General features: G+C 66.7%; 24 protein-coding genes. 7 read left to right on the top strand and 17 right to left on the bottom strand.

Annotated elements, in window-relative coordinates:
* Positions 1 to 42: 42 nt before the first annotated feature.
* From NZL82_RS12985 to wecB, 4 genes are all read right to left on the bottom strand, one after another.
* The gene (locus NZL82_RS12985) at positions 43 to 273 is read right to left on the bottom strand and encodes a hypothetical protein (RefSeq protein WP_261270166.1); all 231 of its coding nucleotides are present in this window, start codon (positions 271 to 273) and stop codon (positions 43 to 45) included.
* 195 nt (positions 274 to 468) lie between these two features.
* Positions 469 to 1,173, bottom strand: coding sequence for a metallophosphoesterase family protein (locus tag NZL82_RS12980; protein ID WP_261270165.1), 705 nt, complete (start codon positions 1,171 to 1,173; stop codon positions 469 to 471).
* Positions 1,174 to 1,299: 126 nt separating this feature from the next.
* Positions 1,300 to 2,568 carry a UDP-N-acetyl-D-mannosamine dehydrogenase gene (gene wecC / locus NZL82_RS12975; protein WP_261270164.1) on the bottom strand — a complete coding sequence of 423 codons (1,269 nt, stop codon included), beginning with the start codon at positions 2,566 to 2,568 and terminating at the stop codon, positions 1,300 to 1,302.
* Entirely contained in the window at positions 2,552 to 3,679 is a 1,128-nt protein-coding gene (gene wecB / locus NZL82_RS12970; RefSeq protein WP_261270163.1) for a non-hydrolyzing UDP-N-acetylglucosamine 2-epimerase, read from the bottom strand. Before wecB ends, wecC begins: the two co-directional genes overlap by 17 nt.
* Before the next feature lie 113 nt (positions 3,680 to 3,792).
* Between wecB and galU the strand changes: the two genes are divergently transcribed.
* Positions 3,793 to 4,653, top strand: a complete 861-nt coding sequence (gene galU, locus NZL82_RS12965; protein WP_261270162.1) for a UTP--glucose-1-phosphate uridylyltransferase GalU — start codon at positions 3,793 to 3,795, stop codon at positions 4,651 to 4,653.
* Positions 4,654 to 4,777: 124 nt separating this feature from the next.
* On the opposite strand, the gene NZL82_RS12960 is transcribed toward galU, so the two are convergent.
* From NZL82_RS12960 to NZL82_RS12925, 8 genes are read right to left on the bottom strand one after another with little or no spacing between them, the layout of a single operon-like run.
* Entirely contained in the window at positions 4,778 to 5,167 is a 390-nt protein-coding gene (locus NZL82_RS12960) for a hypothetical protein (RefSeq protein WP_261270161.1), read from the bottom strand.
* Complete coding sequence (locus NZL82_RS12955; protein ID WP_261270205.1) at positions 5,131 to 5,898, bottom strand: molybdopterin-synthase adenylyltransferase MoeB; 768 nt, start codon at positions 5,896 to 5,898, stop codon at positions 5,131 to 5,133. Before NZL82_RS12955 ends, NZL82_RS12960 begins: the two co-directional genes overlap by 37 nt.
* Positions 5,895 to 6,311 carry a hypothetical protein gene (locus NZL82_RS12950; RefSeq protein WP_261270160.1) on the bottom strand — a complete coding sequence of 139 codons (417 nt, stop codon included), beginning with the start codon at positions 6,309 to 6,311 and terminating at the stop codon, positions 5,895 to 5,897. Before NZL82_RS12950 ends, NZL82_RS12955 begins: the two co-directional genes overlap by 4 nt.
* Positions 6,308 to 6,757 carry a dUTP diphosphatase gene (gene dut, locus NZL82_RS12945; RefSeq protein WP_261270159.1) on the bottom strand — a complete coding sequence of 150 codons (450 nt, stop codon included), beginning with the start codon at positions 6,755 to 6,757 and terminating at the stop codon, positions 6,308 to 6,310. Before dut ends, NZL82_RS12950 begins: the two co-directional genes overlap by 4 nt.
* Complete coding sequence (coaBC, locus tag NZL82_RS12940; RefSeq protein WP_261270158.1) at positions 6,754 to 7,941, bottom strand: bifunctional phosphopantothenoylcysteine decarboxylase/phosphopantothenate--cysteine ligase CoaBC; 1,188 nt, start codon at positions 7,939 to 7,941, stop codon at positions 6,754 to 6,756. The genes dut and coaBC overlap by 4 nt, the downstream gene beginning before the upstream one ends.
* The gene (locus NZL82_RS12935) at positions 7,938 to 9,044 is read right to left on the bottom strand and encodes a hypothetical protein (protein ID WP_261270157.1); all 1,107 of its coding nucleotides are present in this window, start codon (positions 9,042 to 9,044) and stop codon (positions 7,938 to 7,940) included. The genes coaBC and NZL82_RS12935 overlap by 4 nt, the downstream gene beginning before the upstream one ends.
* Before the next feature lie 16 nt (positions 9,045 to 9,060).
* Entirely contained in the window at positions 9,061 to 10,596 is a 1,536-nt protein-coding gene (ubiB, locus tag NZL82_RS12930) for a 2-polyprenylphenol 6-hydroxylase (protein WP_261270156.1), read from the bottom strand.
* A 28-nt stretch (positions 10,597 to 10,624) separates the two neighbouring features.
* Positions 10,625 to 11,356 carry a class I SAM-dependent methyltransferase gene (locus NZL82_RS12925; RefSeq protein WP_261270155.1) on the bottom strand — a complete coding sequence of 244 codons (732 nt, stop codon included), beginning with the start codon at positions 11,354 to 11,356 and terminating at the stop codon, positions 10,625 to 10,627.
* Positions 11,357 to 11,435: 79 nt separating this feature from the next.
* Between NZL82_RS12925 and mutM the strand changes: the two genes are divergently transcribed.
* The 3 genes from mutM (at position 11,436) to dnaA (ending at position 14,644) form a co-directional block, all read left to right on the top strand.
* Positions 11,436 to 12,251 (top strand): bifunctional DNA-formamidopyrimidine glycosylase/DNA-(apurinic or apyrimidinic site) lyase, encoded by an 816-nt coding sequence (mutM, locus tag NZL82_RS12920; RefSeq protein ID WP_261270154.1) that lies wholly within the window; start codon positions 11,436 to 11,438, stop codon positions 12,249 to 12,251.
* An 87-nt stretch (positions 12,252 to 12,338) separates the two neighbouring features.
* Positions 12,339 to 12,602 (top strand): 30S ribosomal protein S20, encoded by a 264-nt coding sequence (gene rpsT / locus NZL82_RS12915; RefSeq protein WP_007404699.1) that lies wholly within the window; start codon positions 12,339 to 12,341, stop codon positions 12,600 to 12,602.
* A 476-nt stretch (positions 12,603 to 13,078) separates the two neighbouring features.
* Complete coding sequence (gene dnaA, locus NZL82_RS12910) at positions 13,079 to 14,644, top strand: chromosomal replication initiator protein DnaA (protein ID WP_261270153.1); 1,566 nt, start codon at positions 13,079 to 13,081, stop codon at positions 14,642 to 14,644.
* Between the two features lie 49 nt (positions 14,645 to 14,693).
* Here dnaA and NZL82_RS12905 read toward each other — a convergent pair whose 3' ends face one another.
* The 4 genes from NZL82_RS12905 to secB are packed head-to-tail and all read right to left on the bottom strand — an operon-like array spanning position 14,694 to position 18,346.
* Positions 14,694 to 15,224 carry a topology modulation protein gene (locus NZL82_RS12905; RefSeq protein ID WP_261270152.1) on the bottom strand — a complete coding sequence of 177 codons (531 nt, stop codon included), beginning with the start codon at positions 15,222 to 15,224 and terminating at the stop codon, positions 14,694 to 14,696.
* On the bottom strand, positions 15,224 to 16,231 hold the full coding sequence (gene trpS, locus NZL82_RS12900) for a tryptophan--tRNA ligase (RefSeq protein ID WP_261270151.1): 1,008 nt from the start codon (positions 16,229 to 16,231) through the stop codon (positions 15,224 to 15,226). Before trpS ends, NZL82_RS12905 begins: the two co-directional genes overlap by 1 nt.
* An 8-nt stretch (positions 16,232 to 16,239) precedes the next feature.
* Positions 16,240 to 17,817 carry a murein biosynthesis integral membrane protein MurJ gene (gene murJ / locus NZL82_RS12895; protein ID WP_261270150.1) on the bottom strand — a complete coding sequence of 526 codons (1,578 nt, stop codon included), beginning with the start codon at positions 17,815 to 17,817 and terminating at the stop codon, positions 16,240 to 16,242.
* 13 nt (positions 17,818 to 17,830) lie between these two features.
* Positions 17,831 to 18,346: a protein-export chaperone SecB gene (secB, locus tag NZL82_RS12890; protein ID WP_261270204.1), complete on the bottom strand. Its 516-nt coding sequence runs from the start codon at positions 18,344 to 18,346 to the stop codon at positions 17,831 to 17,833.
* Between the two features lie 192 nt (positions 18,347 to 18,538).
* Between secB and NZL82_RS12885 the strand changes: the two genes are divergently transcribed.
* From NZL82_RS12885 to NZL82_RS12875, 3 genes are read left to right on the top strand one after another with little or no spacing between them, the layout of a single operon-like run.
* Entirely contained in the window at positions 18,539 to 19,189 is a 651-nt protein-coding gene (locus NZL82_RS12885; RefSeq protein WP_261270149.1) for a Tim44/TimA family putative adaptor protein, read from the top strand.
* A 24-nt stretch (positions 19,190 to 19,213) separates the two neighbouring features.
* Positions 19,214 to 20,572 (top strand): murein transglycosylase A, encoded by a 1,359-nt coding sequence (locus tag NZL82_RS12880; RefSeq protein WP_261270148.1) that lies wholly within the window; start codon positions 19,214 to 19,216, stop codon positions 20,570 to 20,572.
* A gap of 25 nt (positions 20,573 to 20,597) precedes the next feature.
* Positions 20,598 to 21,125 (top strand): Smr/MutS family protein, encoded by a 528-nt coding sequence (locus tag NZL82_RS12875; RefSeq protein ID WP_261270203.1) that lies wholly within the window; start codon positions 20,598 to 20,600, stop codon positions 21,123 to 21,125.
* Here the strand turns inward: NZL82_RS12875 and dapE are convergent.
* Positions 21,103 to 22,218: a succinyl-diaminopimelate desuccinylase gene (gene dapE, locus NZL82_RS12870; RefSeq protein WP_261270147.1), complete on the bottom strand. Its 1,116-nt coding sequence runs from the start codon at positions 22,216 to 22,218 to the stop codon at positions 21,103 to 21,105. The genes NZL82_RS12875 and dapE overlap by 23 nt on opposite strands.
* Between the last annotated feature and the right edge of the window lie 55 nt (positions 22,219 to 22,273).

Raw genomic sequence — 22,273 nt, 5'->3', positions numbered from 1 at the left:
CCCGAAGGCCGCTATTCCTTTCAGCCGTGAGGCTGGAGCAACTTAGTTGCTGTCGTCCGAATCGGCGACCACAACGATGCCCGCAACAACGGCAGCAGCTGCGAGAACCGCAACCAGGATGCCACCGCCGGCCAGGCCGTTCTTCTTGGCGGCCGGAGCCGAAGCGCGAACCGACTTCGAAACCGAGAGGCTGGCAGCCGGGTTCGCAGCCATCGCCGGAGCGACGGTCATCGAAACGGCGGCAGCGGCGACGAGAAACTTCCCAAGACGCATGTCGAACTCCCTTAAGATATGCCAGTGAGGCCATGGCACGGAGACCGGTACATGGCAACCCCACCAACGAGTATGGGACAGTTATGCTCCCACACTGGTGCGGCAATGCAACATTACTTCACCGCCGCGCGGCTATACTGTGCTTTGCCGGCAAACGGAATGCCCCGGCAATCGTTTCGGCCCGGTAAAGAGGCCTTAAGTAGAGAAAATAACCTGCTCGGTGCCTTCCAGCATCAGGGCCGTCAGCCGGTCGCTTTGATAGGCGCCGGTATCTATCCCGATGCGGTGCGGCAGAATCTCTGCCGTATCAGCAACCGTGTGGCCGTGGACGACCATCTTCTCCATCGGCGCCCGGTGGTCGAGAAAGGGATCGCGTATCCAACGGGTCTCGGCCATCTTCTGCTCGGCGAAGGGGATGCCCGGACGGACACCGGCATGGACGAAGGCATAATCGCCCATGATCAACATCTCCTTCAAATTCGACAGGAAATGCTGGTGGGCCGCGGGGACGATGGCGTTCAGCCGCTCATGGACCTCTGCATAGTCGAGCCGTTCATACTGCTCGGCCGTCACGCCATAGCTCATCATGGTTTCCCGCCCGCCAATCCGGCAGAACAGGCGAAGCGCCTTGTCGTCGCCGTCGATCGCGCGAAGCAGGATTTCCTCGTGATTGCCCATCAGACAGTGAACATGTCGGTCCGAGGCGGCAAGCCGACTGATCCGCTCGACCACGCCCGCCGAATCGGGGCCTCGATCGATCAGGTCGCCCAGGAAGACGATGTGACGCTGCAACGGCACACGGCCGGCATGATCGGAATCGATCTGGTCGAGAATCCGGTCGAGCAGATCGAGGCGGCCATGAATGTCACCGACCGCATAGATCCGGACGCCCGGGGTCATGACTGGCACGAAATCGGGCGTGCGCTTTCGAAGATTCAATAACTTGGCAAGCATGGATGATCTGATGTCCGCAACAGGCGATTGTCCTTAGGCTCCCCCACCCCCCCATGCAATGCGAAGGCGTGCTCAGCCCTGATCGGGCCAGAGCCCCCGCGTATCCAAGACGATCTTGCCGCGCCGCTCCTCCAGGGGGATCGATCGAAACAGGTCGTGGTCGACCAGAACGACCATCGCCTCGCAAGTTTCCAGCGCGGTGTCGATGTCGATTAGGGAAGCGCCGGTCCCGTCAAAGGCGCGGGGAAGGCTGGTTGCATAGGGCTCGACGATGCGAAGCCTTTCACCGAATCGCCGGGCGAGCGCCGCCGCGACCTTGAGCGCGGGGCTTTCACGAAAGTCGTCGATATTGGCCTTGAAGGCTAGGCCTAGGCAGGCGACCGGACGGTCGGGGGACTGCGCCTCGATCATCGCGGTGGCGCGGGCAATGACATGGTCGGTCTTGCCGTCATTCACCTCGCGCGCGGTCCGGATCAGCGGCGTGTTGACGGGATCGGCCGCAACCAGGAACCAGGGATCGACCGCGATGCAATGGCCGCCGACGCCGGGACCGGGCGACAGGATATTGACGCGTGGATGGCGGTTGGCCAGCCGGATCACTTCCCATACATCGACGCCCAACGTGTCGGCGACCAGGCTCAGCTCATTGGCGAAGGCGATGTTGACGTCACGAAAGGCGTTTTCGGTCAGCTTGGTCATCTCCGCGGCCCGCGCGGTGGTGGTGACGCAGGCCCCGCGCACGAACCGGCGGTAGAAGGTCAGCGCCTTGCGCGCGCATCGTGGCGTGATGCCGCCGATCACCCGGTCATTGTCGATCAGTTCGACCAGAATTCGCCCGGGCAGAACGCGTTCGGGGCAATAGGCGATGGCGATGTCCGCCTGTTCGCCCGTTCGCGTCAGGCCAGGCATCTTCAGGTCGGGGCGTTCCCCGGCGATCAGGTCGCGCACCTGCTCGGTCGTACCGACCGGCGACGTCGATTCGAGGATCAGCGTATCCCCCGTCTTTAGCACCGGTGCGACCGCGCGGGCGGCGTCGAGGACATAGGTGATGTCGGGCTGGCGCGCTTCGGTGAAGGGCGTGGGCACCGCGATCACGAACACATCGGCGGGCGCGACGGTCAGCGAGGCCTTCAGGCTGCCCCGTGCCACCACGCCGGAGACGAGGCCGTCCAGATCGACCTCCTCGATATGCACACGGCCCGAATTGATCGTCTCGACCACCGAGGGTGTGACGTCGACGCCCGTCACCATCGCACCCGTCCGGGCGATGACGGCAGCGGTGGGCAGGCCGATATAGCCCAGCCCCATCACCGTGACCGAAAGCTCAGAGTCCAAGGGCATCGTTTATGATCCTGCTGATCCGGTCGGCGGTGTCACCGTTCCCGAATGGGTTATGGGCGCGCGCCATGGCGGCGTGACGCTCGGGGTCGTCGAGTAGGGCGAAGAGTTCGGCGGTGATCCGGTCCTCATCGGTCCCGACCAGCCGCGCGGTGCCTGCCGCCACGCCTTCGGGTCGCTCGGTCGTCTCGCGCATGACGAGCACCGACTTGCCCAGGGCCGGTGCTTCCTCCTGCACACCGCCTGAATCGGTCAGGACGATGTACGCGGCGTCCAGTGCGCGGACGAAATGCGGATAGTCCAGTGGTGCGATCCGCGCGATCGCGGGATGGTCGCCCAATATCTCGTCCATCACCTGCGCGACATTGGGGTTGGGATGCATGGGAAAGAGGATGCCTATGTCGGGCCGCTCGGCGATTCGCCGCAGCGCGCGTGCGATCGAGGCCATGCCGTCGCCGAAATTCTCGCGCCGATGGGTGGTGACCAGCACGATCCGCTTGCCCGCCATCCGCGCCAGCACCGGGTCGAGATCGGCGGCGAGCGAGGGATTGGCGGCGATCCGGTCGCGCGTCCAGTGCAGCGCGTCGATCACGCTGTTGCCCGTCACATGGACATGGGCCGGATCGATCCCCTCCGCGCGCAGGGCGGCGGCGGCGGTTTCGGTGGGGGCGAAGTGCAGCGTGGCGATGGGTGCGACGATCCGCCTGTTCACCTCCTCCGGCCAGGGCTGATAGATGTCGCCCGAGCGGAGCCCAGCCTCGACATGGGCGACCGGTATCTTGCGGTAATAGGCGGCCAGCGCGCCGGTCATGGCGGTGGCCGTGTCGCCCTGGACGACCACCATTGCGGGGCGCATCGCGTCCATCACCTCGCCCAGACCGGTCAGCAGCCGCGCGGTCAGTCGGTCGAGCGACTGGCCCGGTTCCATCAGGTCCAGGTCATGGTCCGGGGTCAGCCCGGCAATGGCCAGCACCTGGTCCAGCATGCCGCGATGTTGCGCCGTCACGCAGGTTCTCACCGGTGCGCCTGTCGCAGCGAGAGCCCGGATCACCGGGAAAAGCTTGATCGCCTCGGGACGCGTTCCAAAGACGACGAGGATGGGTGCCGGGTTCATGGATCGCATTATTATCCTGTCGCTTTTAAGGACATCCTAACCGTATCGGCTCGTCGCGGCTCTATGTTGCGGCGCAAAATCGCGGTAGAGCCGGCCGTGTCCAGGGAGGTTTCATGACGATCAAGAAAGTACGCAAGGCGGTATTTCCGGTAGCCGGTCTGGGAACGCGATTCCTGCCCGCGACCAAGTCGATGCCCAAGGAAATGCTGACCGTCGTCGACAAGCCGCTGATCCAGTACGCCGTCGAGGAAGCGCTGGAAGCGGGGATCGAGCAGATCATCTTCGTTACCGGTCGCGGCAAGGGCGCGCTGGAGGACCATTTCGACATTTCCTACGAACTCGAAGCCACGATGAAGGCGCGGGACAAGAGCCTGGCCGTGATCGACGGCATTCGCCAGAAGCCGGGCAGCCCCGTCTATGTCCGCCAGCAGGAGCCGCTGGGCCTGGGCCATGCGGTGTGGTGCGCGCGCGAGATCGTCGGCGACGAGCCCTTTGCGGTGCTGTTGCCCGACGAACTGATGGTCGGCGGCTTCATGAAGCAGATGGTCGAGGCCTATGACAAGGTCGGCGGCAATGTGATCGGTGCGCTGGAAGTGCCCGATAGCGAAACCGACAAATACGGCATCATCTCGCCCGGCAAGCAGGACGGCCGCCTGACCGAGGTGACCGCGCTGGTCGAAAAGCCCAAGGGCAAGGCGCCGTCCAACCTGATGATCCCCGGCCGCTACATCCTCCAGCCCGAGGTGATGCAGATCCTCGACGCGCAGGAACCGGGTGCGGGCGGCGAGATCCAGCTGACCGACGCGATGGCCAAGCTGATCGGCAACCAGCCTTTCCACGGCTTCACCTTCGACGGCCAGCGTTACGATTGCGGCGACAAGGCGGGTTGGCTGACCGCCAATCTGGCGCTGGGCGTCGCACGCGAGGACATCGGTCCCGCAGTGCGCGAATTCGCCAAGACACTGTTCGCCTGATCGGATTTCAGTGTTTGGAAAGGGGGGCGGGGGCCGATAGGTCGCCGCCCCTTTTTTGTTGCGGTGGCTTTTCGAAAGCTTGAAGCTTCGCCGCCAGGCCTCAGCGATGGTGAAGAGGCAAGTTCTACCGCCGCTCGCCGCGCCGACCGAGCCAGCGGAAGGTCAGCAGGATCACGGTGGGCCACAACATCGTCGCCCACATGTCGGACCAACTCGCCGCGAGGTTCCCCTCGTCCGTCGGGTAGAAGGGCTGGAGCAGGTCATAGGCTTCGTTCAGCGTCTCGATCGCCAATACGGTCAGCCAGCATCGCCAATCCCACGGCGCCCGACGCAGGACGAGCGCGGTGAGCACTAGGATCGCCATCCCGAAATGCGCATGCAGCGCCGAATCGGGCAGGCCGGTGATCTGACCGATCCAGCTCTTGTCTCCGGTCCAGTCGAGCCAGCCGGGGGGCGGAGACGGGGGCGGGGCGGCCTTCACTGCGACGCCGCGATGGCGTGGCGGCACCGGCATCCGGGGTCCTTGGGCAACGACAATGTCCGGAACCGCATGGTCAGCATGTCCGCGATCAGGATGCTGCCCGCGCTGTCGCGGCCAAAAGGTGCTACCGCGCGCAGCGTCTCCAGCGCGGCAAGGCTGCCCATCACCCCCGTCACCGGTCCCAGCACCCCGTCATCGGCACAGGTCAGCCCCGCCTGATCGGCCGCATCGCCGACGAAGCAGCGGTAACAGGGCTTGTCCGCCTCCCATCCGCGATAGACCGCCAATTGCCCCTCAAATTGTCCCACCGCCGCCGAGACGAGGGGGATGCGATTAGCCAGCGCCGCATCGGCCACCGCCAGCCGCGTCGCGAAATTGTCGCAGCCGTCCAGCACAACATCGGCACCGTCGATCAGCGCATCCACATTGTCCGCTGTCACCCGCGTGCGGTGGACGGTGACCGCGACATGCGGGTTCAGCCGCGCGACATGGGCGGCGGCGGCATCGACCTTGGGGGTGCCACGATCATCGGTGGCGAAGATGGTCTGCCGTTGCAGGTTGGACGGCTCGACCACATCGTCGTCGATCAGGATCAGCGATCCGATCCCGGCGGCGGCGAGATACTGGATGGCGGGCGATCCGATCCCGCCCGCGCCGATCACCGCAATGGTCGCCTGCTTCAATCGCATCTGGCCGCCGCCGCCGAATTCCCGCAACACGATATGACGGGCATAGCGGGCAAGTTCGTCGTCGGTCAGGATCATCCCGGCCATGTATAGGTGATGACCGTGCGATACCAGCGATCGCCCGCCATCATCGTGCGGTGCGTCAGGTGGCGGATCATCCGCTGCGCCACGCCCGCGCTATATTGCTCGACCGTCGGGCAACCGATGGCGAGCGGCACCACGCTGTTCGCGATGCCGTCCGGTCCGACCCGCACGGCAAGGGGGACCACCAGCACCATCTGTTCGTCCGTGGCCTTCGCTCGCGGGCAACGCCCGGAGGCGACTTCCTCGCGAACGAAGCGCACCAGTTCGGGCCCGGCGGGGGGCAGGGTGATCGCCGCGAGGGTCGACCAGTCGTGCGGCGGCTCGGCAAGCGTCGGCACGGGCGGCGCGGCGGGCGGCGTCGGTGCGGTGGCCTGCAACACGGCGGCGAGCAGCGACAGCGCGATCATCGCCCGGTCGATCCAAATCCCCCGGCACCCCGCTGAGTCTCCTCAAGCTCTTCGACCAGGGTCAGGGTCGCGCGTTGCACGGGGGCGGGGACGAGTTGCGCGATACGCTCGCCGCGTACCACCTCAAACGATTCGTCCCCCAGATTGGCGAGGATCACCTTCACCTCGCCGCGATAATCCTCGTCGATCGTACCCGGCGTGTTGAGGCAGGTGATGCCGTTCTTCAGCGCCAGGCCGGATCGCGGGCGAACCTGCACTTCGTAACCCGGCGGGATGGCGATGGCGAAACCGGTCGCGACGGCGGCGCGCTTGCCGGGCAGCAGGGTCAGCGTCTCGGCCGCGACCACGTCCATGCCCGCCGCCCCGGACGTGGCATAAGCGGGAAGCGGGAGCCCTTCGCCATGGGGCAAGCGTTTGACGGCAATGGAGATTGGATCAAGCGTCATGGCCTTGCTTGTAGCGCATCGGCGATACGTTGCGCGAGCCCCTTGGCGACATCGTCCTTGCCCATCCGCTCCCAGCTTTCGACGCCATCTGCGGTGATCAGGTGAACGCGGTTGGCGTCCCCCCCGAACACATCGCCCGATACATCATTGGCGACGATCCAGTCGGCGCCCTTGCGTGCACGCTTGGCGACGGCATGGTCGATGACATTCTCGGTCTCCGCCGCAAAGCCGACGACCAGTGGGGGGCGGTTGGGGGAAGAGGCGACGGCGGCTAGAATGTCGGGATTTTCGACCAGGGTAAGTGCCGGCGCAGCGCCGCCATCTTTTTTCACCTTCTGCCCTGCCGCCTCGACTCGCCAGTCGGCGACGGCGGCGACCATCACGGCGGCATCGGCGGGCAGCGCGGCGTCGACCGCGGCCGCCATTTGCCGGGCGGTCTCGACATCGACTCGCGTCACGCCCGCCGGAGTCGCCAGCGCCACCGGCCCCGCCACCAGGGTCACCCGCGCGCCCAGCCGGGCCAGTGCCCCGGCGATCGCGAAACCCTGTCGGCCCGAGGAGCGGTTGGCGATGTAGCGGACCGGGTCGATCGGCTCATGCGTCGGCCCGGCGGTGACCAGGACATGCCGCCCGGTCAGCGGGCCGAGAGCGGGGGCGAGCGCGGCTTCGATCGCCGCCAGGATGGCGGGCGGCTCGGGCAGGCGGCCGGGGCCGAATTCGCCGCATGCCATCGCGCCTTCGTCGGGGGTCATCACCGCCACCCCGTCCGCGCGCAGTCGTGCCACGTTGCGCTGGGTCGCTGGATGTTGCCACATGCGGACGTTCATCGCGGGGGCGACCAGCACCGGCGTATCGGTGGCCAGCAACAGGGTCGTCGCCAGATCGTCCGCCAACCCGTTCGCCATCCGTGCCATCAGGTCGGCGGTGCCGGGCGACACCACGACCAGATCGGCTTCGCGGCTAAGCTGGATATGGCCCATCTCGGCTTCGTCCTTCAGATCCCACAGGGTGGTGAAGACCTGGTTTTCCGACAACGCGGCCAACGTCATGGGGGTGACGAAGTGGCTGCCCCCCTCGGTCAGAACGCAGCGGACGCTGTGCCCCTTCTTGCGGAGCAGGCGGATCAGTTCGCAGCTTTTATAGGCGGCGATGCCGCCGCCGACGATCAACAGGATATGGCTCATCGCACGACTCGCGTCACGGTGATGCGCCGCCGGTCGCGTGCGGCGACGATCAGCTCGCGTACCGCATCGGGGGCGAAGACGACGCCCAGAAAGAACAAGGGGGAAAGCCCCAGCATCATCGCCGGGGCTCCGGTCAGCAGCGCCGCCACTCCATAGGCCAGCATCGTCATGCCCGCCCGCCGCGCGAGCGCCTGCCGCCAATTCGCCCATCCCAGCGCCGCCAGCGCGCTCAGAGGCACGACCAGCACCATCGGTAGGAAACCGACAGCGTTGATCGAGGCGAGGCTTGCCACCCAGCTACCGGGCGCGAGCACGAAAAAGGGGGAGCCCATGGCGGGATCGGCGGCGCTGACCAGATCGTTCAGCGCATGGGCATGCGCCGCCAATATCAGCAGCGCGATGGCGAGCGCGACCATCCAGCCGATCGCCTCTCGCCGCGCTTCGGCCTGCCAAGCCAGCGCCAGCATGACCATGCCGTGAAGCAATGCCACCGGGCTGAGGATCATCGCCGCCAAACCCAGCGCGACGGCGCTGAGGCTTCCCTCGGGGCGGCGCTGCACCAGCGACAGGGCGATCAGCATCGCCGCCCACGCCTCCGGCACGGCCGCCATCGCCCGGTCGATCAGCGGATAGAGACCTGCCGCCAACAGGATCGCCGCGAGGATCAGGGGACCGCGATGGCTGATGACCGGTGCGACCCGACGCAGCCAACTCGCCAGCACCGCCACGCCCATCATCACCATCAGCCCCTGTCCTACCATTTCGGGCAGGGCCGCCAGCGTCACGGTCAGCGCGGGCAGGGGCACGGCGATGAGCGCAGGCCGCAATGCCCGGCCATTCTCACGCAAGGCGTCGATCGCGGCCGAATAGAAGGATTGCCCGTGCCGGACATGATCCAGCATGGCGCGCGACACGGGCGACAGATGGTCGCCCACCGGCTCGACCATGGCTTGCGTGCCGATCGCGATCGCCACGAACAGGATTAGCAGAGCGAGGATCCCCGTCGCAGCCACTGGCGATACGGTCGACAGCCGCCCGGGCTGACCCAGCCAGAGCGGTCGCGTCGTACGGCGCGAGGGGGTGGAGGGCGCGCTGCCCGGCATCCTTACCCCCGCATCCTCACCGCAGCACGGCCAGGGTCGCCGCGACGCCCGCCGCCGCCGACAGCATCGAAAGAAGCGCATAACGCCAGCCGCCGCCGATCCGCACCACTTCGATCTGCTTCAACGGGGGAGCGGGGGGCTCGCCGCCCGGCGCGGGGTAGCGCGCCTCGATCCGGCGGACCAGATCCGGCAGGCGAGCGATGGTGCGCACATCCTCGATCAGCCGGTCGGCGATCTTCGCTTCGGGGCCGAGTTCGGTACGGATCCATTCGCGCACGAAGGGGGCGGCCGAGTCCCACAGGTTGATATCGGGGTCGAGGCTGGTCGCCACGCCCTCGACCATCACCATGGTCTTTTGCAGCAGCAGCAGATGCGGCTGCGTCACCATGTCGAAATCGCGGGTGATCGAGAACAGGCCGTCCAGCATCATGCCGATCGACATGTCCTTGACCGGCAGTCCGCGCATCGGCTCGCCCACGGCACGCAGCGCGGTGGCGAACTCCGCGACATTGTGGTGCGGGGGCACATAGCCCGCCTCGAAATGGATTTCGGCGACGCGCTTATAGTTGCCGGTGATCAGGCCGTAGAGGATCTCGGCCAGCCAGACGCGCGCGCGCCGGTCGATCCGGCCCATGATGCCGAAGTCGATTGCGGCGATCTTGTTGCCGGGTAGGGCGAACAGATTGCCCTGGTGCATGTCGGCATGGAAGAATCCTTCCGCGATCGCCTGGCGCAGAAAGGCGCGGACCAGCGTCTGGGCAAGGTGCGGCAGGTCATACCCCGCCTCGACCAAGGCCTGGCGGTTGGACAGCTTGATACCGTCAATCCATTCGACCGTCAGCACCTTGGCGGTCGAGCGCGCCCAGTCGATCTGCGGCACCATGAAATCGGGCTCGGCGGTCATCGCCTCGGCGAGTTCGGAGGCCGAGGCCGCCTCCCGCCGGAAATTGAGTTCGCGCAGAGTCCAGCGGCGGAAATTTTCGACCGTCAGGCGCGGGCGCAGGCGTGCGGCCTCGCCGCTCATCCCCTCGACCTGCGCGGCGGCCCATTGATAGGTGTCGATGGCGCGGGCGAAGTCTTCCTCGACGCCGGGGCGCAGCACCTTGACCGCAACCGTCCGGCCATCGGTCGTCACCGCACGGTGCACCTGCGCGATGGAGGCGGCACCGACCGGTGTCTCCTCGATCGAGGAAAAGAAGTGCGAGGGCGGCCGGCCCATGCTGGCCTCCATCGCGGCGCAGATGGTCGCGAAGGGGACGGGAGGCAACTGGTCCTGAAGCCGCAGCAGATCGTGCGCGGCATCGTCGCCGACCAGATCGGGACGGGTCGCCAGCGTCTGGCCCAGCTTGATCGCGGCCGGGCCGATCGCCTGGAACGCATCGGCATAGGCGGGCTTGGCAGGCACGCGCGCACCGAACCGGGCGACACGCGCCAGCCGCCTCACCGGCGCGGGCGTGTTGGGATCGCGCTCGATCCCGCGCAACGCGCCATGCCGCGCCAGCGTCCGCCCCCATTTGAGCAGACGCCACAGATGCACCACCGGCTGGGTCACAGGGCGAATCCGCCCGGACGTCCCTGCATCAAATCTTCCAACCCGAATGGATCGCGACCAGGCCGCCCATGATCGGCTCGACCTTGGTCTCGATAAAGCCCGCCTCGCGGATCATGCCCTCGAAGGTCGGCATGTCGGGGAAGCGACGGATCGATTCGATCAGGTAGCGATAGCTGTCCGCATCGCCCGCCAGCATCTGGCCCAGCTTGGGCACCAGTTTGTGCGAATAGGCGTCATAGACTTCCGAGAAGCCCGGCCAGACGGTGGTCGAGAATTCCAGGCAGAAGAAGCGCCCGCCGCGCCGCAGCACCCGGTGCGCCTCACGCAGCGCGGCCGGAATGTCGGTGACGTTCCGGATGCCGAACGCGATCGTATAGGCGTCGAAGAATTTGTCGGGGAAAGTCAGCACCTCGGCATTGGCCTCGGTCCAGACCAGGCCGTCGAGCCCACGCTCCGCCGCGCGTTTCATGCCGACTTCCAGCATCGCCGGATTGATGTCGGCCACCGTGATGCTCGCGCCCGATTCGGCCAGGCGGAAGGCGATGTCGCCCGTGCCGCCCGCCATGTCGAGGATCTGGTCGCTGGCGCGCGGCTTCACCCGGCGGACGAAGCGATCCTTCCATAGGCGGTGCATGCCGCCCGACATGGCGTCGTTCATCAGGTCGTATTTGGAGGCGACGTTGGTGAAGACGCCGCCGACACGGGCGGCCTTTTCGTCGCGGGGCACATCTTCATAGCCGAAGGAGACGGTATCGCTCATGGCATTGCCCTAGCCCGGCCTTGCTGGCGGGGCAAACGCTACCTAGCTGTTTGGGCGACGAAAGCCATTCAGAGGGACGATGCCCGAACTTCCCGAGGTAGAGACCACCGTGCGCGGCCTGACGCCGGTGCTGGCGGGCGAGCGGTTGACGCTGGTCGAGCCGCGCCGCGCCGACCTGCGTCGCCCGTTCCCCGCCGAGCTGCGCCAGCGGATGACGGGCGCGACGGTCACGGCGCTGGGGCGTCGCGCCAAATATGGCCTGATCGACACTGATCGCGGCGACACCATGGTCTTTCATCTGGGGATGTCGGGGCGCTGGCGGATAGATCCGGGTGAGCCGCTGGCGCACGACCATCTGCTGCTGGAAACGGGGGCAGGGCGGCGGCTGGCGCTGAACGATCCACGGCGATTCGGCTTTGTCGATCTCTGGCCGACGGCCGATCTGGCCGGCTATCCGCCCTTCCTCGCTATGGGGCCAGAGCCGCTGGGCCCCGACTTCACCGCCGATTACCTGGCTGCGGCGCTGGAGGGGCGCTCGGCGCCGATCAAGGCGATGCTGCTCGACCAGCGGATCGTCGCGGGACTCGGCAATATCTATGTGTGCGAGGCGCTGCACATGGCGAAGATCACGCCCGGGCGCGCGGGCGGGCAGATTTCGCGGGCGCGACTCGTGCGGTTGGTCGAGGCGATCCGAACCGTGCTGGAGGCCGCGATCCTGGCGGGGGGATCGTCGCTGCGCGATTATGTCCGGCCCGATGGCGAATTGGGCTATTTCTCCAAGGAATGGCGGGTCTATGGCCGAGAGGGCGAGGCCTGCGAATGCGGCGCGATCGTCCGGCGGCGAACTGACTCGGGGCGGTCGACTTTCTGGTGCGCCACCTGCCAGCGCAGTTGACGGACGGCGCACCAACCGGTAAGGGGCGCGGCTTCAAAGCTGGTGCGTCGCGCCGCTATCCCTTTTGATCGAGATTTAGAGGTTTTCATGGCGAACACGCCGCAGGCCAAAAAGCGTATCCGTCGCAACGAGCGTCGCGCCGTCATCAACGGCAACCGCGTCAGCCGCATCCGTACCTTCGTGAAGAAGGTCGAGGCCGCTCTGGCCGCGGGCGACAAGGAAACCGCGACGGTCGCTCTGGCCGCGGCGCAGCCCGAAATGGCACGCGGCGTCGCCAAGGGCGTGCTTCACAAGAACACTGTGGCGCGCAAGTTCTCGCGCCTGACCAAGCGCATCGCCGCGCTGGCCTAAAAGCCTCTCGGTTACCGCGACGAATGAAACCCGCCGGGGGCGGTCCCCCGGCGGGTTTTTTCGTGCGCGCGCGAGGCATGTTAAGGGTTTTTACGGACTCGATTTCGGGGAACCATCCGGCGTTTCGTGCAACGCGAGGATAATCCGCGATTCGAGTGATTCGGGCTTTCGAGGTTATCCGAGGGCTCGGGTTAATTCCGTGCAATATCAGTCAGTTATGAGATTGTTTGACGGGATTCTGCGGGCTTTGCCCTGTCAATCCGGTTTATTTCAGATTTATGGCCGGACACGGTCTTGATCGGACCCCGTCATGGCTCATAATCGGTATCCCAGCAGCGGTGCTTCGTGACCGCGTCATGGACATAGCGAAGTGGCATAACCGGGCCGGATCCGTTTGATTCGCCCATGGGGTTCTTGTCGCCGATTGGAACGGGGTCCGTCCGCATCATCGCGGTCGGCATGATTGGAGTGCGCTGGTGACGAATTGGCAGGCAACGCGACCGACGACGGACCAGGCTCGTGCCTGGGCGCGCGTCCGCGCGAACCTGCGCGAATCGGCGGGTGCGCGTCTGTTCGACCAGTGGCTGAAGCCGATGGAACTGATCGAGGGTGACGAGCCCGATACGGTCCGCCTGGCGCTTCCTTCGGCTTTCGCGACCAATTGGGTGCGCAGCCATTATGCGGACCGCCTCCACCTGGAGTTCAAGGCCGTGCTGCCAGAGGTGCGCGCCGTACTCATCGAAACCCGTGCGCCCAGCAAGGTGGCCCGACTGACCACCGAGTCGCTGGAAGCCACGCCGTTGCGCGTGGTCGCTCGTAACGAACAGCCGCAGCCACAGCCGGTCGAGGATGACGAGCAGCCATCGCTGTTCGCCGAGCCCGCCCCGCGTAAGCGGGCGGCCCCCGCTGCCGTCGAGGCACCCGCACCGGCCACCCGTTCGGCGGCGCGGACCGCGGCAAAGCCTGCCAGCCCGGTCGCCGCGGCCGCCCCGGCGCCTGCGCTTCGCGTCCCCAGCGATCGTCCGCCGCTCGATCCGCGCCTGACCTTCGACCGTTTCGTGGTCGACTCGTCCAACCGGGTGGCGTTCAACGCCGCGCTGTCGCTGGCCGAGCCGGGCCCGCCGCGTTTCAGCCCGCTTTTCCTCCATGGCGGTACCGGGCAGGGCAAGACCCACCTGATGCATGCCATCGCCCATGCCTTTCTCGAGTCGCATCCCGATGCGATCGTGTTGTGCATGTCGGCGGAGCGCTTCATGTTCGATTTCGTCGCGGCGATGCGCGCGCGCGATACCTTCAGCTTCAAGTCGCGGCTGCGCTCGGCCGACCTGCTGCTGATCGACGATCTTCAGTTCATCGCGGGCAAGGATTCGACGCAGGAAGAATTCTTCCACACGGTCAACGAACTGGTGGGTGCGGGCAAGCGGCTGGTCATTTCCGCCGATCGTTCACCCCAGTCGCTCGATGGGGTGGAGCCGCGGATCATCGGGCGTCTCGGCGCGGGACTGGTCGCGGACATCAAGGCGCCCGACCTGACGCTGCGTCGCACGATTCTGAACCGCAAGGTCGCCGACCTGCCCGAGATCGAGGTTCCGACCGATGTGCTCGATCTGCTTGCCTCGCGGATTCGCGGCAATATCCGCGAACTCGAAGGTGCGCTGAACCGGGTCGTTGCCTATGCGCAGCTGACCGGCGACAAGATCGATCTGGAATTCGCGGTCGCGACGCTGGGCGAGGTGCTTCGGGGCGCGCAGCGGCGGATCACCATCGATGAGATCCAGAAGCTGGTCAGCCGCCATTTTGAATTGAAGCCGCTCGATCTGGTTTCGGCCCGCCGCGCCCGCGCCATCGCGCGCCCGCGCCAGATCGCCATGTATCTGGCCAAGCGCCTGACCACCCGCTCGCTGCCCGAGATCGGCCGCAAGTTTGGCGGACGCGACCATTCGACCGTGATCTATGCGGTGCGCAAGATCGAGGAACTGCGCGACACCGACCGCGATATCGACAATGCGGTGCGGGTGCTGATGAAGGAACTGGAGGGCTGAGGTTCAGCCGAGCGGAGCGGGGGCGTGGCCTTCGACTTCGCTCGTCTATTCACCCCAGATCGGCCAGGACACGCGCGAGCGTCGGCGCCCGCCCGTAGCGGATCACCCGTTCCCCGGCGGCCTCCAGCAGCTGTACGATCCCCGGCCGCACGGTGCGTCGCCATCGCCAGCAATATATCAGGAACGCCAGATCCAGCCGTTCCGGGCATCCGGGTGCGCTATCGGGTCGGACCTGCCCTCGATGGCGCGCTACGCGCCGCAGGATACGCGGCATGGTCACGCGGCGCGGCAGATCGAGCAGGATGATCCGATCCGCCCGCGCCAGTCGTTCGTCCATCGCAGGCCCATAGCGGGCATGGGAATAGTTGCCGTCGATGGCCCATCGGGGTTGTGCGGCGATCGCCGCCAGATCGGCGACGAATGCATCCCTCGGCCGGGCGACCCAGCCGGGACCATGGAACAGCGCATCGGCGTGCCAAACAGGCAGGGCCAGGCGTTGGCTCAATTGCCGGGCCAGCGTCGACTTGCCGCTGCCCGGCGGCCCCATCACCATGATGCGGGTGACGGGGCCGGGGGGCATCAGATTTGCAGGCCCATGGTCCGCTGCACGTCGAGCAGCATCGGCGCGGCCAGATCGCGCGCCTTTTCGGCACTACGCTCCAGGATGCGCCCCACCTCGCCACGATCGTCGAGCAGCCGGGTCAAGCGCTCGCGGATCGGACCTAGCGTGGCGACCGCGAGGTCCGCCAGCTCGGGCTTGAACGCACCGAAGCCCTTGCCCGCGAACTGCGCCAGCACGTCGGCGGGCTCGCGGTCCGACATGGCGGCATAGATGGTGACCAGATTGCGCGCCTCGGCCCGGCCTTCCAGCCCATCCAGCGTCTCGGGCAGGACGTCGGGATCGGTCTTGGCCTTGCGGAACTTCTCCGCGATCACCTCATCGCTGTCGATCAGCTTGACCAGCGACATTTCGGACGGATTCGACTTCGACATCTTCGACGCGCCATCGCGCAAGCTCATGATGCGCGGCGCCGCCTTGCTGATCAGCGGCGCGGGCAGGGTGAAGACCTCGCGCTCGTAATCATTGTTGAACTTGGTGGCGATGTCGCGCGCTAATTCCAGATGCTGCTTCTGGTCCTCGCCCACCGGCACGTGCGTGGCGTTGTAGAGCAGCACGTCGGCGGCCATCAGCACCGGATAGTCGTACAGCCCGACGCTTGCGCCCTCGCGATTCTTGCCCGCCTTGTCCTTGAACTGGGTCATGCGGTTCAGCCAGCCGACGCGCGCGACATTGTTCAGCAGCCAGCCCAGCTCGCTATGCTGCGGCACGCGGGTCTGGTTGAACAGGATCGAGCGTTCGGGATCGATGCCCGCCGCGATCAGCGTCGCGGTCATCTCGATCGTGTTCGCGGCCATGGCGTCGGGCGCGATCCATTCGGTCAGGCCGTGCAGGTCGGCGATGAAGTACATCGTCTCGCCACCCTGGGCCTGGATGTCGTCCTGCATCGCCACCCACTGCTTCACGGCGCCCAGATAATTGCCGAGGTGGAGATTGCCCGTGGGCTTGATGCCGGAAACGACGCGCATGATGGTCCTCAAGAGTTGCGGCGAACGAGCCGCTTGATGTCCGCTGCCCGGAAGGCCCCGGTGGCGAAACTGGCCACCGCATAGACGAGCACGCCCGTCGCGACCAGTAGGAGGAGTGCGCCCCAGCGCTCCACATTGGTGCCGGTGACATAGGGCTGGAACCGTTCGTTGAGCAGCGCCATCGCCCCGCCCATCAGCAGCGCGGCCACGCCCATCCGCCAGCTGCGTCGCCGCAACTGCGCATCCGCGACGAAATGCCCCCGCTTCGCCAGCGTGCGATAGAGCAGCACGACGTTGACCGTGGAGGCGATCGCGGTGGCGAGCGGCGGGCCCATATGCCCCAGCCACCAGATGAAGATCAGGTTGAGCACCAGATTGACCAGCATCGACCAGGTCGCATAGCGCACCGGCGTCCGGGTGTCGGCGCGCGCATAATAGCCGGGGGTCAGGACCTTCACCAGGATATAGCTGGGCAGGCCGATCGAGAAGGCCGCGAGTGCCTGCGCGGTATAATAGCTGTTGGTCGCGGTGAACTTGCCATGCTCGAACAGAGCGGCGACGATCGGCTGGCCGCAGACGATCAGCGCGACCGTCGCGGGCAGGGTGAGCAGCAGCGCCAGCTCCATGCCCCGGTTCTGCGTCTCCATGGCCTCGACCTCGCGGCCCGCACCGAGCTGGCGCGAGACGGTAGGGAGCAGGACGGTGCCGAGGCCGATTCCGATCAGCCCCAGCGGCAACTGGTTCAGCCGGTCGGCGGCGTAGATATAGGACACCGAGCCGGCCGGCAGGAAACGTGCGGCCAGTGCGGTCGAGATGACCAGATTGATCTGCACCGCCCCCGCGCCGGCGGCGGCGGGCAGGATCAGCTTCATCAGCCGTTTGACGTCGTCGTTGATGACGGGCCATCTCAGCTTCAGCCGCACGCCCGCGCGACGACAGGCCCACCAGAGCCAGACGAATTGCAGCAACCCCGCGACCGATACCGCGATCGCCTGATTGCGCGCGGTCGCCATCGGGTCATGCGTGTGAAAGAACAGCAGCGCGACGATCAGCGTCAGGTTGAGGAGGATCGGGGCGGCCGCATTCACCCAGAAACGGTGAAGCGAATTGAGGATGCCGCCCAGCAACGACACCAGGCTGATGAACAGCAGATAGGGAAAGGTCAGCCGGTTGAGCAGGACGATATAGTCGAACTGCGCGGGGCTTCCCTTGCCATAGCCGAAGGTCTGGACCCAGGTGACCGGCCAGGCCGCCAGCTCGACCAGCGCGGTCATGACGATCAGGACCGGCAACAGGACCGACAATGCATGTTCAGCAAAGGCGAGGCCATGCGCCAGACCAGACCCTTCCTCGTCCTTGTCACCTTCCGCCACCTTGCGGTTGAACATCGGGATGAAGGCGGCCGAAAAGGCGCCCTCCGCGAAGAGGGCGCGGAACATGTTGGGCAGGCGAAACGCGATCTGGAACGCGTCGGAAGCGAAATTCGCCCCCACGAAGCGGAAGAACAGCGAATCGCGAACCAGACCAAGCACGCGGCTGGCCAGAGTCAGCCCGCCGACCGAGCCCAGCGCCTTGGTCAGGTTCATCGATCAGTCCGGATCAGGCGTGGCCGGTTTCCGGGGTGTTGGGCTGGGCGGTGCCCGCCTGCGCCTCGGCCTGCTGGAGATAGAGCTGCGCGAAGTCGATCGGCTCCAGCATCAGCGGCGGGAAGCCGCCGTCACGGACCGCATCGGCAAGCACGCGGCGCGCGAAGGGGAAGAGCAGGCGCGGCGCTTCACCGAGCATGAAGGGCTGGATCTGATCGACGGGCACGTTGCGGAAACCGAACAGGCCCGCATAGCTCAGGTCGACGATGAAGGCGGTCTTGCCCTCGGACTCGGCGCGAACCTCGATCTTCAGGACCAGCTCATGGACTTCCTCGCCCACCTGGCTGGCGGCGATGTTGAACTGCACGTCGATGCCCGGCGCGGCTTGCGCCTGATAGATGCCGGGCGCGTTCGGGTTCTCGAACGACAGGTCCTTCACATATTGCGAGATCAGACCGGCGGCGGGACCGGCATCCTCGCCCTCGCCGGTCGGCGCTTCGAAGCCCTGCGGCAAACCCTGTTCGTCCATCGTCGATACCTTCTTGCGTGAGATCAAGGGGAGTAGGGAACCGAAAGGGCGGGTTCGCGCGTTCGGCCCAATGGCCGTTGCGCGTAGCAGCGGGCAGGCACGGATTCAACCTTGCCCTCTTCTGTCGGGAGCGCGGGTTTTCATTGTCGGCCCGTGCGCCTATATCGGTCCTGATAGTGAAAGGCGCCTGTGTTGTTATTCTACGTCGTTCTTCTCGCGATGGTCGCGCTCTTCCTGGCATTGCGGCTGTACAGCGTGCTGGGCAAGCGTACCGGCCATGAACAGCAGCCGCTGCCGCGCAGTGCGGACGATCGCCCGCTGCCGGTGACGCTGCCGCGCACGACGGAGGCCGCACAGGGAACGGTGGCGGTGGTGAACCGCAACATCGATCCGCGCGCCGAACAGGGACTGCGCTCGGTGATTTCGGGCGAGCCGGGTTTCGACGTGACCCAGTTCCTGGGCGGTGCGCAGGCGGCCTATCGCATGACGCTGGAAGCATTCTGGAAGGGCGATGAGGACGCGCTGGCCGATCTGGTCGAGGCGGACGTGCTGGCCGCCTTCTCCGAAGCGATCGAGCAGCGGCGCGAGGCCGGGCAGACGCTCGACAACCGCCTGATCCGCGTCGACAGTGCCAAGATCGTCGACGCCCAGGTCGAGGGCCGTCAGGCGCGGATCACCGTCCGCTTCGACGCCGACATCGCCGCCATCACGCGCGATGCCGAGGGCCATGTCATCGCCGGTTCGCTGAGCGATGCGGTTGAGACCCATGACGTCTGGACCTTCGCCCGCACGCTGAAGAGCGGCGACCCGAACTGGAAGCTTGTCGATACCGACGAAGCCTGACGCGGTTACGGGGGATAGGGGGCCTTGAAGGGGTTTCGCGTCGCGGCGATCGTCGCGCTTTCGATCAGCGTTTCGGCCTGTGCCGGGCGGATCGTGCCGCCCGGTGCGTCCGGTGACTATCCGTCGCGCGCGCCACATCAGCCATCCACCCGTCCGGTGCCGCGCCCCCAGGCCGGCGGGTCGGCGGTGCAACCGAACGGCCCCAGCGTTTCGCGTGTGCCTTCGGGGCCGGTACGCATCCTGCCGTCTACGCCGCTGCCCGCGACCCCGGTGGCCGCCGTGCCGGGGGCGACCAATGCCGCGCAGGCGGGACTGATCGCCGGACCGGCGGTCGCCACCCTGCCGATGAGCGAACCCCAGGCGGAGGCGGCACGGGCGGCGTTCCTGCTATCCTGCCCCGGCCTGATGCGGCGTACCGACACCAGCGGCTTGACGCAGGGTGCCGATTGGCAGCCGGCCTGCCAGGCCGCCGCCAACGTGCCGAACGGTGGCGCCCGCGACTTTTTCGCACGCTATTTCGAAGCGGTGCAGGTCGGCGACGGGCGTTCGCTCGCCACCGGCTATTACGAGCCTGAAATCGCCGGATCGCGGGATCGGCGTTCGGGTTACGAAGTCCCCATCTATGCGCGGCCGCGCGACCTGATCGACGTCGATCTCGGCGCCTTCTCGACCGATCTGAAGGGCAAGAAGGTTCGCGGCAAAGTGCAGGGCACCAGCCTCGTTCCCTATGACGATCGGACCGCGATCGAGCAGGGCTCGCTGGCGGGCCGTGCGCCGATCCTGGCCTGGGGGGCGGACCCGGTCGAGGTGTTCTTCCTGCAGATCCAGGGCTCGGGGCGGCTGCGGCTGCCCGATGGCGGGATCATGCGGATCGGCTATGACAGCCAGAATGGCCGCGATTACACCGGTATCGGCGCGCTGATGAAGGCACGCGGCCTGCTGGGTCCCGGCCAGACCTCGATGCAAGGGATCGTGCAGTGGCTGCACGACCACCCCGAAGAGGGCCGGGCGATCATGCGGGAGAATAAGAGCTTCGTCTTCTTCCGCGAATTGTCCGGCGCCCCGCAGGGGGCGATGGGCTATGCGGTGACGGGGCAGGTCAGCGCCGCCGCCGACCCCAAATTCGTGCCGCTGGGTGCGCCCGTCTTCCTGTCGATGGACCGGCAGGAGGCGACCGGCCTATGGGTCGCGCAGGACACGGGCGGCGCGATCAAGGGCTCCAACCGCTTCGACACCTTCTGGGGTGCGGGGGAGACGGCACGGGCAGTGGCGGGTGGCATGTCGGCACGGGGCACGGCGTTCCTGCTGCTGCCGATCGGCACGCTGGCGCGGGCCGGGATCGCCAGCCCGAACGGGACCGTCGGTGCGACCCCTCAACCCTGACGAAGCGCAACTCTGGGCGCGGGTGATGGAGACGGTGCGTCCGCTGCGCGCCGCCGTCGTTCCCGCGCGTCCCGCACCTCCGCCGCCCACCATGGAGGCGGTGCTCCACGAAACGCCGGGTGCACCCAAGGTGCGGGTGAAAGGCCGGGGACCGCCGCTACGCCAGCCGGCACCCGTTCCGGCCGCGCCCAAAAAGGGGCCGGGTGAGACGCTGGACGGCGGTTGGGACAAAAGGCTGTCGCGGGGCAGCGTGATGCCCGACAGTTCGCTCGATCTCCATGGTCATACGCTGGCCTCGGCCCATGCCATGCTTGACCAGGGGCTGGGGCGGGCCATTGCGCGCGGCGACCGGGTGCTCCTGCTCGTCACGGGCAAGCCGCCGCGTCCCGAAAGCGAGCGACCCCATGCGCGCGGCGCGATTCGTGCCGCGATCAGCGACTGGCTGGGTGCATCGCGCCACGCCGATGCGATCGCGGCGATCCGTAACGCGCATCCCCGACATGGCGGGCAAGGCGCGCTCTATATCGTCTTCAGGCGCCCGCGCGAGCGATGACGCCCGCATAGATCCGGGTCAGCGCGTAAAGATCCTCGACCGCCACCGCCTCGTCCACCTTGTGCATCGTCGCGTTGAGCAGCCCGAACTCCACCGTCGGACACAGTTTCGACAGGAAGCGTGCGTCGGAGGTACCGCCGGTCGTCGACAGTTCGGGCTCGATCCCGGTCTCGGCACGGATGGCGTCGGCGATCATCGCGGAGAATGGCCCCGGCTGGGTCAGGAACGCCTCGCCCGAAATGCGTCCGGTCACCTGCGCGGCGGGGGCATGGGATTGCGCGATCGCGGTGATCCGCTCGATCAGCGCTTGGCCGCGCTGTTCGTCGTTGAAGCGGATCGACAGCCGCGCCTGCGCCGACCCCGGAATGACATTGTGCGCCGGATTGCCGACATGCAGGTCGGTGATCTCGATATTGGACGGCTGGAACCAGGCATTGCCGGTGTCGAGCGTCACCGCCTCGATCTCCGCCAGGATCGCGACCAGCGGGGTGATCGGATTGTCGGCCAGATGCGGATAGGCGACATGCCCCTGCCGCCCGGGCACGGTGATCCAGATATTGACCGAACCCCGCCGCCCGATCTTCATCATGTCGCCCAGCCGGTGTGCGGAAGTCGGCTCGCCGACCAGGCACAGGTCGGGAGCCACGCCCCGCTCGGCCATCCGGTCGATCAGCGCGCGGGTGCCATAGATGGCGGGGCCTTCCTCGTCGCCGGTGATGATCAGCGACAAGGGGATGCCGGGCGTGGCGGGAAGCGCCGCGACGAAGGCGGCGACCGCGCCCTTCATATCCACCGCGCCGCGCCCGAAGAGCAGGCCGTCCCGCACCTCGCCGGAAAAGGGGGAGCCCTGCCACCCATCACCAGCGGGAACGACGTCGACATGTCCGGCAAAGGCGAGATGCGGTCCCGAACCGGCCCGCGTCGCCAGCAGATTCTCGACCGGGCCATCGGGGGCCTCGCCAACCGTGAAGCGATCGACGGCAAAGCCCAGCGGCTCCAATGCGGATTCCAGCACGTCGAAGACGCGACCCCGCGCGGGCGTGACGCTGTCGGCGCGGATCAGGGACTGGGCGAGGTGCAGGACGTCGGTCATGCCGCGGGCATAGGCAGCGGCGCGGCGAACGGCAATTCCCTCAAGTCGAGGATCG

It is taken from the genome of Sphingomonas sp. LC-1 (assembly GCF_025371035.1).
GTDB classification, from domain to species: domain Bacteria; phylum Pseudomonadota; class Alphaproteobacteria; order Sphingomonadales; family Sphingomonadaceae; genus Sphingomonas; species Sphingomonas sanguinis_E.
This window is presented reverse-complemented; position numbering and strand designations above follow the sequence as displayed.

Bases quoted from the DNA above. Each gene is read 5' to 3' on its own strand.
- NZL82_RS12985 (WP_261270166.1), bottom strand. From the start codon at position 273: ATGCGTCTTGGGAAGTTTCTCGTCGCCGCTGCCGCCGTTTCGATGACC.
- NZL82_RS12980 (WP_261270165.1), bottom strand. From the start codon at position 1,173: ATGACCCCGGGCGTCCGGATCTATGCGGTCGGTGACATTCATGGCCGC.
- wecC (WP_261270164.1), bottom strand. From the start codon at position 2,568: ATGCCCTTGGACTCTGAGCTTTCGGTCACGGTGATGGGGCTGGGCTAT.
- wecB (WP_261270163.1), bottom strand. From the start codon at position 3,679: ATGAACCCGGCACCCATCCTCGTCGTCTTTGGAACGCGTCCCGAGGCG.
- galU (WP_261270162.1), top strand. From the start codon at position 3,793: ATGACGATCAAGAAAGTACGCAAGGCGGTATTTCCGGTAGCCGGTCTG.
- NZL82_RS12960 (WP_261270161.1), bottom strand. From the start codon at position 5,167: ATGCCGGTGCCGCCACGCCATCGCGGCGTCGCAGTGAAGGCCGCCCCG.
- NZL82_RS12955 (WP_261270205.1), bottom strand. From the start codon at position 5,898: ATGATCCTGACCGACGACGAACTTGCCCGCTATGCCCGTCATATCGTG.
- NZL82_RS12950 (WP_261270160.1), bottom strand. From the start codon at position 6,311: ATGATCGCGCTGTCGCTGCTCGCCGCCGTGTTGCAGGCCACCGCACCG.
- dut (WP_261270159.1), bottom strand. From the start codon at position 6,757: ATGACGCTTGATCCAATCTCCATTGCCGTCAAACGCTTGCCCCATGGC.
- coaBC (WP_261270158.1), bottom strand. From the start codon at position 7,941: ATGAGCCATATCCTGTTGATCGTCGGCGGCGGCATCGCCGCCTATAAA.
- NZL82_RS12935 (WP_261270157.1), bottom strand. From the start codon at position 9,044: ATGCCGGGCAGCGCGCCCTCCACCCCCTCGCGCCGTACGACGCGACCG.
- NZL82_RS12925 (WP_261270155.1), bottom strand. From the start codon at position 11,356: ATGAGCGATACCGTCTCCTTCGGCTATGAAGATGTGCCCCGCGACGAA.
- mutM (WP_261270154.1), top strand. From the start codon at position 11,436: ATGCCCGAACTTCCCGAGGTAGAGACCACCGTGCGCGGCCTGACGCCG.
- rpsT (WP_007404699.1), top strand. From the start codon at position 12,339: ATGGCGAACACGCCGCAGGCCAAAAAGCGTATCCGTCGCAACGAGCGT.
- NZL82_RS12905 (WP_261270152.1), bottom strand. From the start codon at position 15,224: ATGCCCCCCGGCCCCGTCACCCGCATCATGGTGATGGGGCCGCCGGGC.
- trpS (WP_261270151.1), bottom strand. From the start codon at position 16,231: ATGCGCGTCGTTTCCGGCATCAAGCCCACGGGCAATCTCCACCTCGGC.
- murJ (WP_261270150.1), bottom strand. From the start codon at position 17,817: ATGAACCTGACCAAGGCGCTGGGCTCGGTCGGCGGGCTGACTCTGGCC.
- secB (WP_261270204.1), bottom strand. From the start codon at position 18,346: ATGGACGAACAGGGTTTGCCGCAGGGCTTCGAAGCGCCGACCGGCGAG.
- NZL82_RS12875 (WP_261270203.1), top strand. From the start codon at position 20,598: ATGGAGACGGTGCGTCCGCTGCGCGCCGCCGTCGTTCCCGCGCGTCCC.
- dapE (WP_261270147.1), bottom strand. From the start codon at position 22,218: ATGACCGACGTCCTGCACCTCGCCCAGTCCCTGATCCGCGCCGACAGC.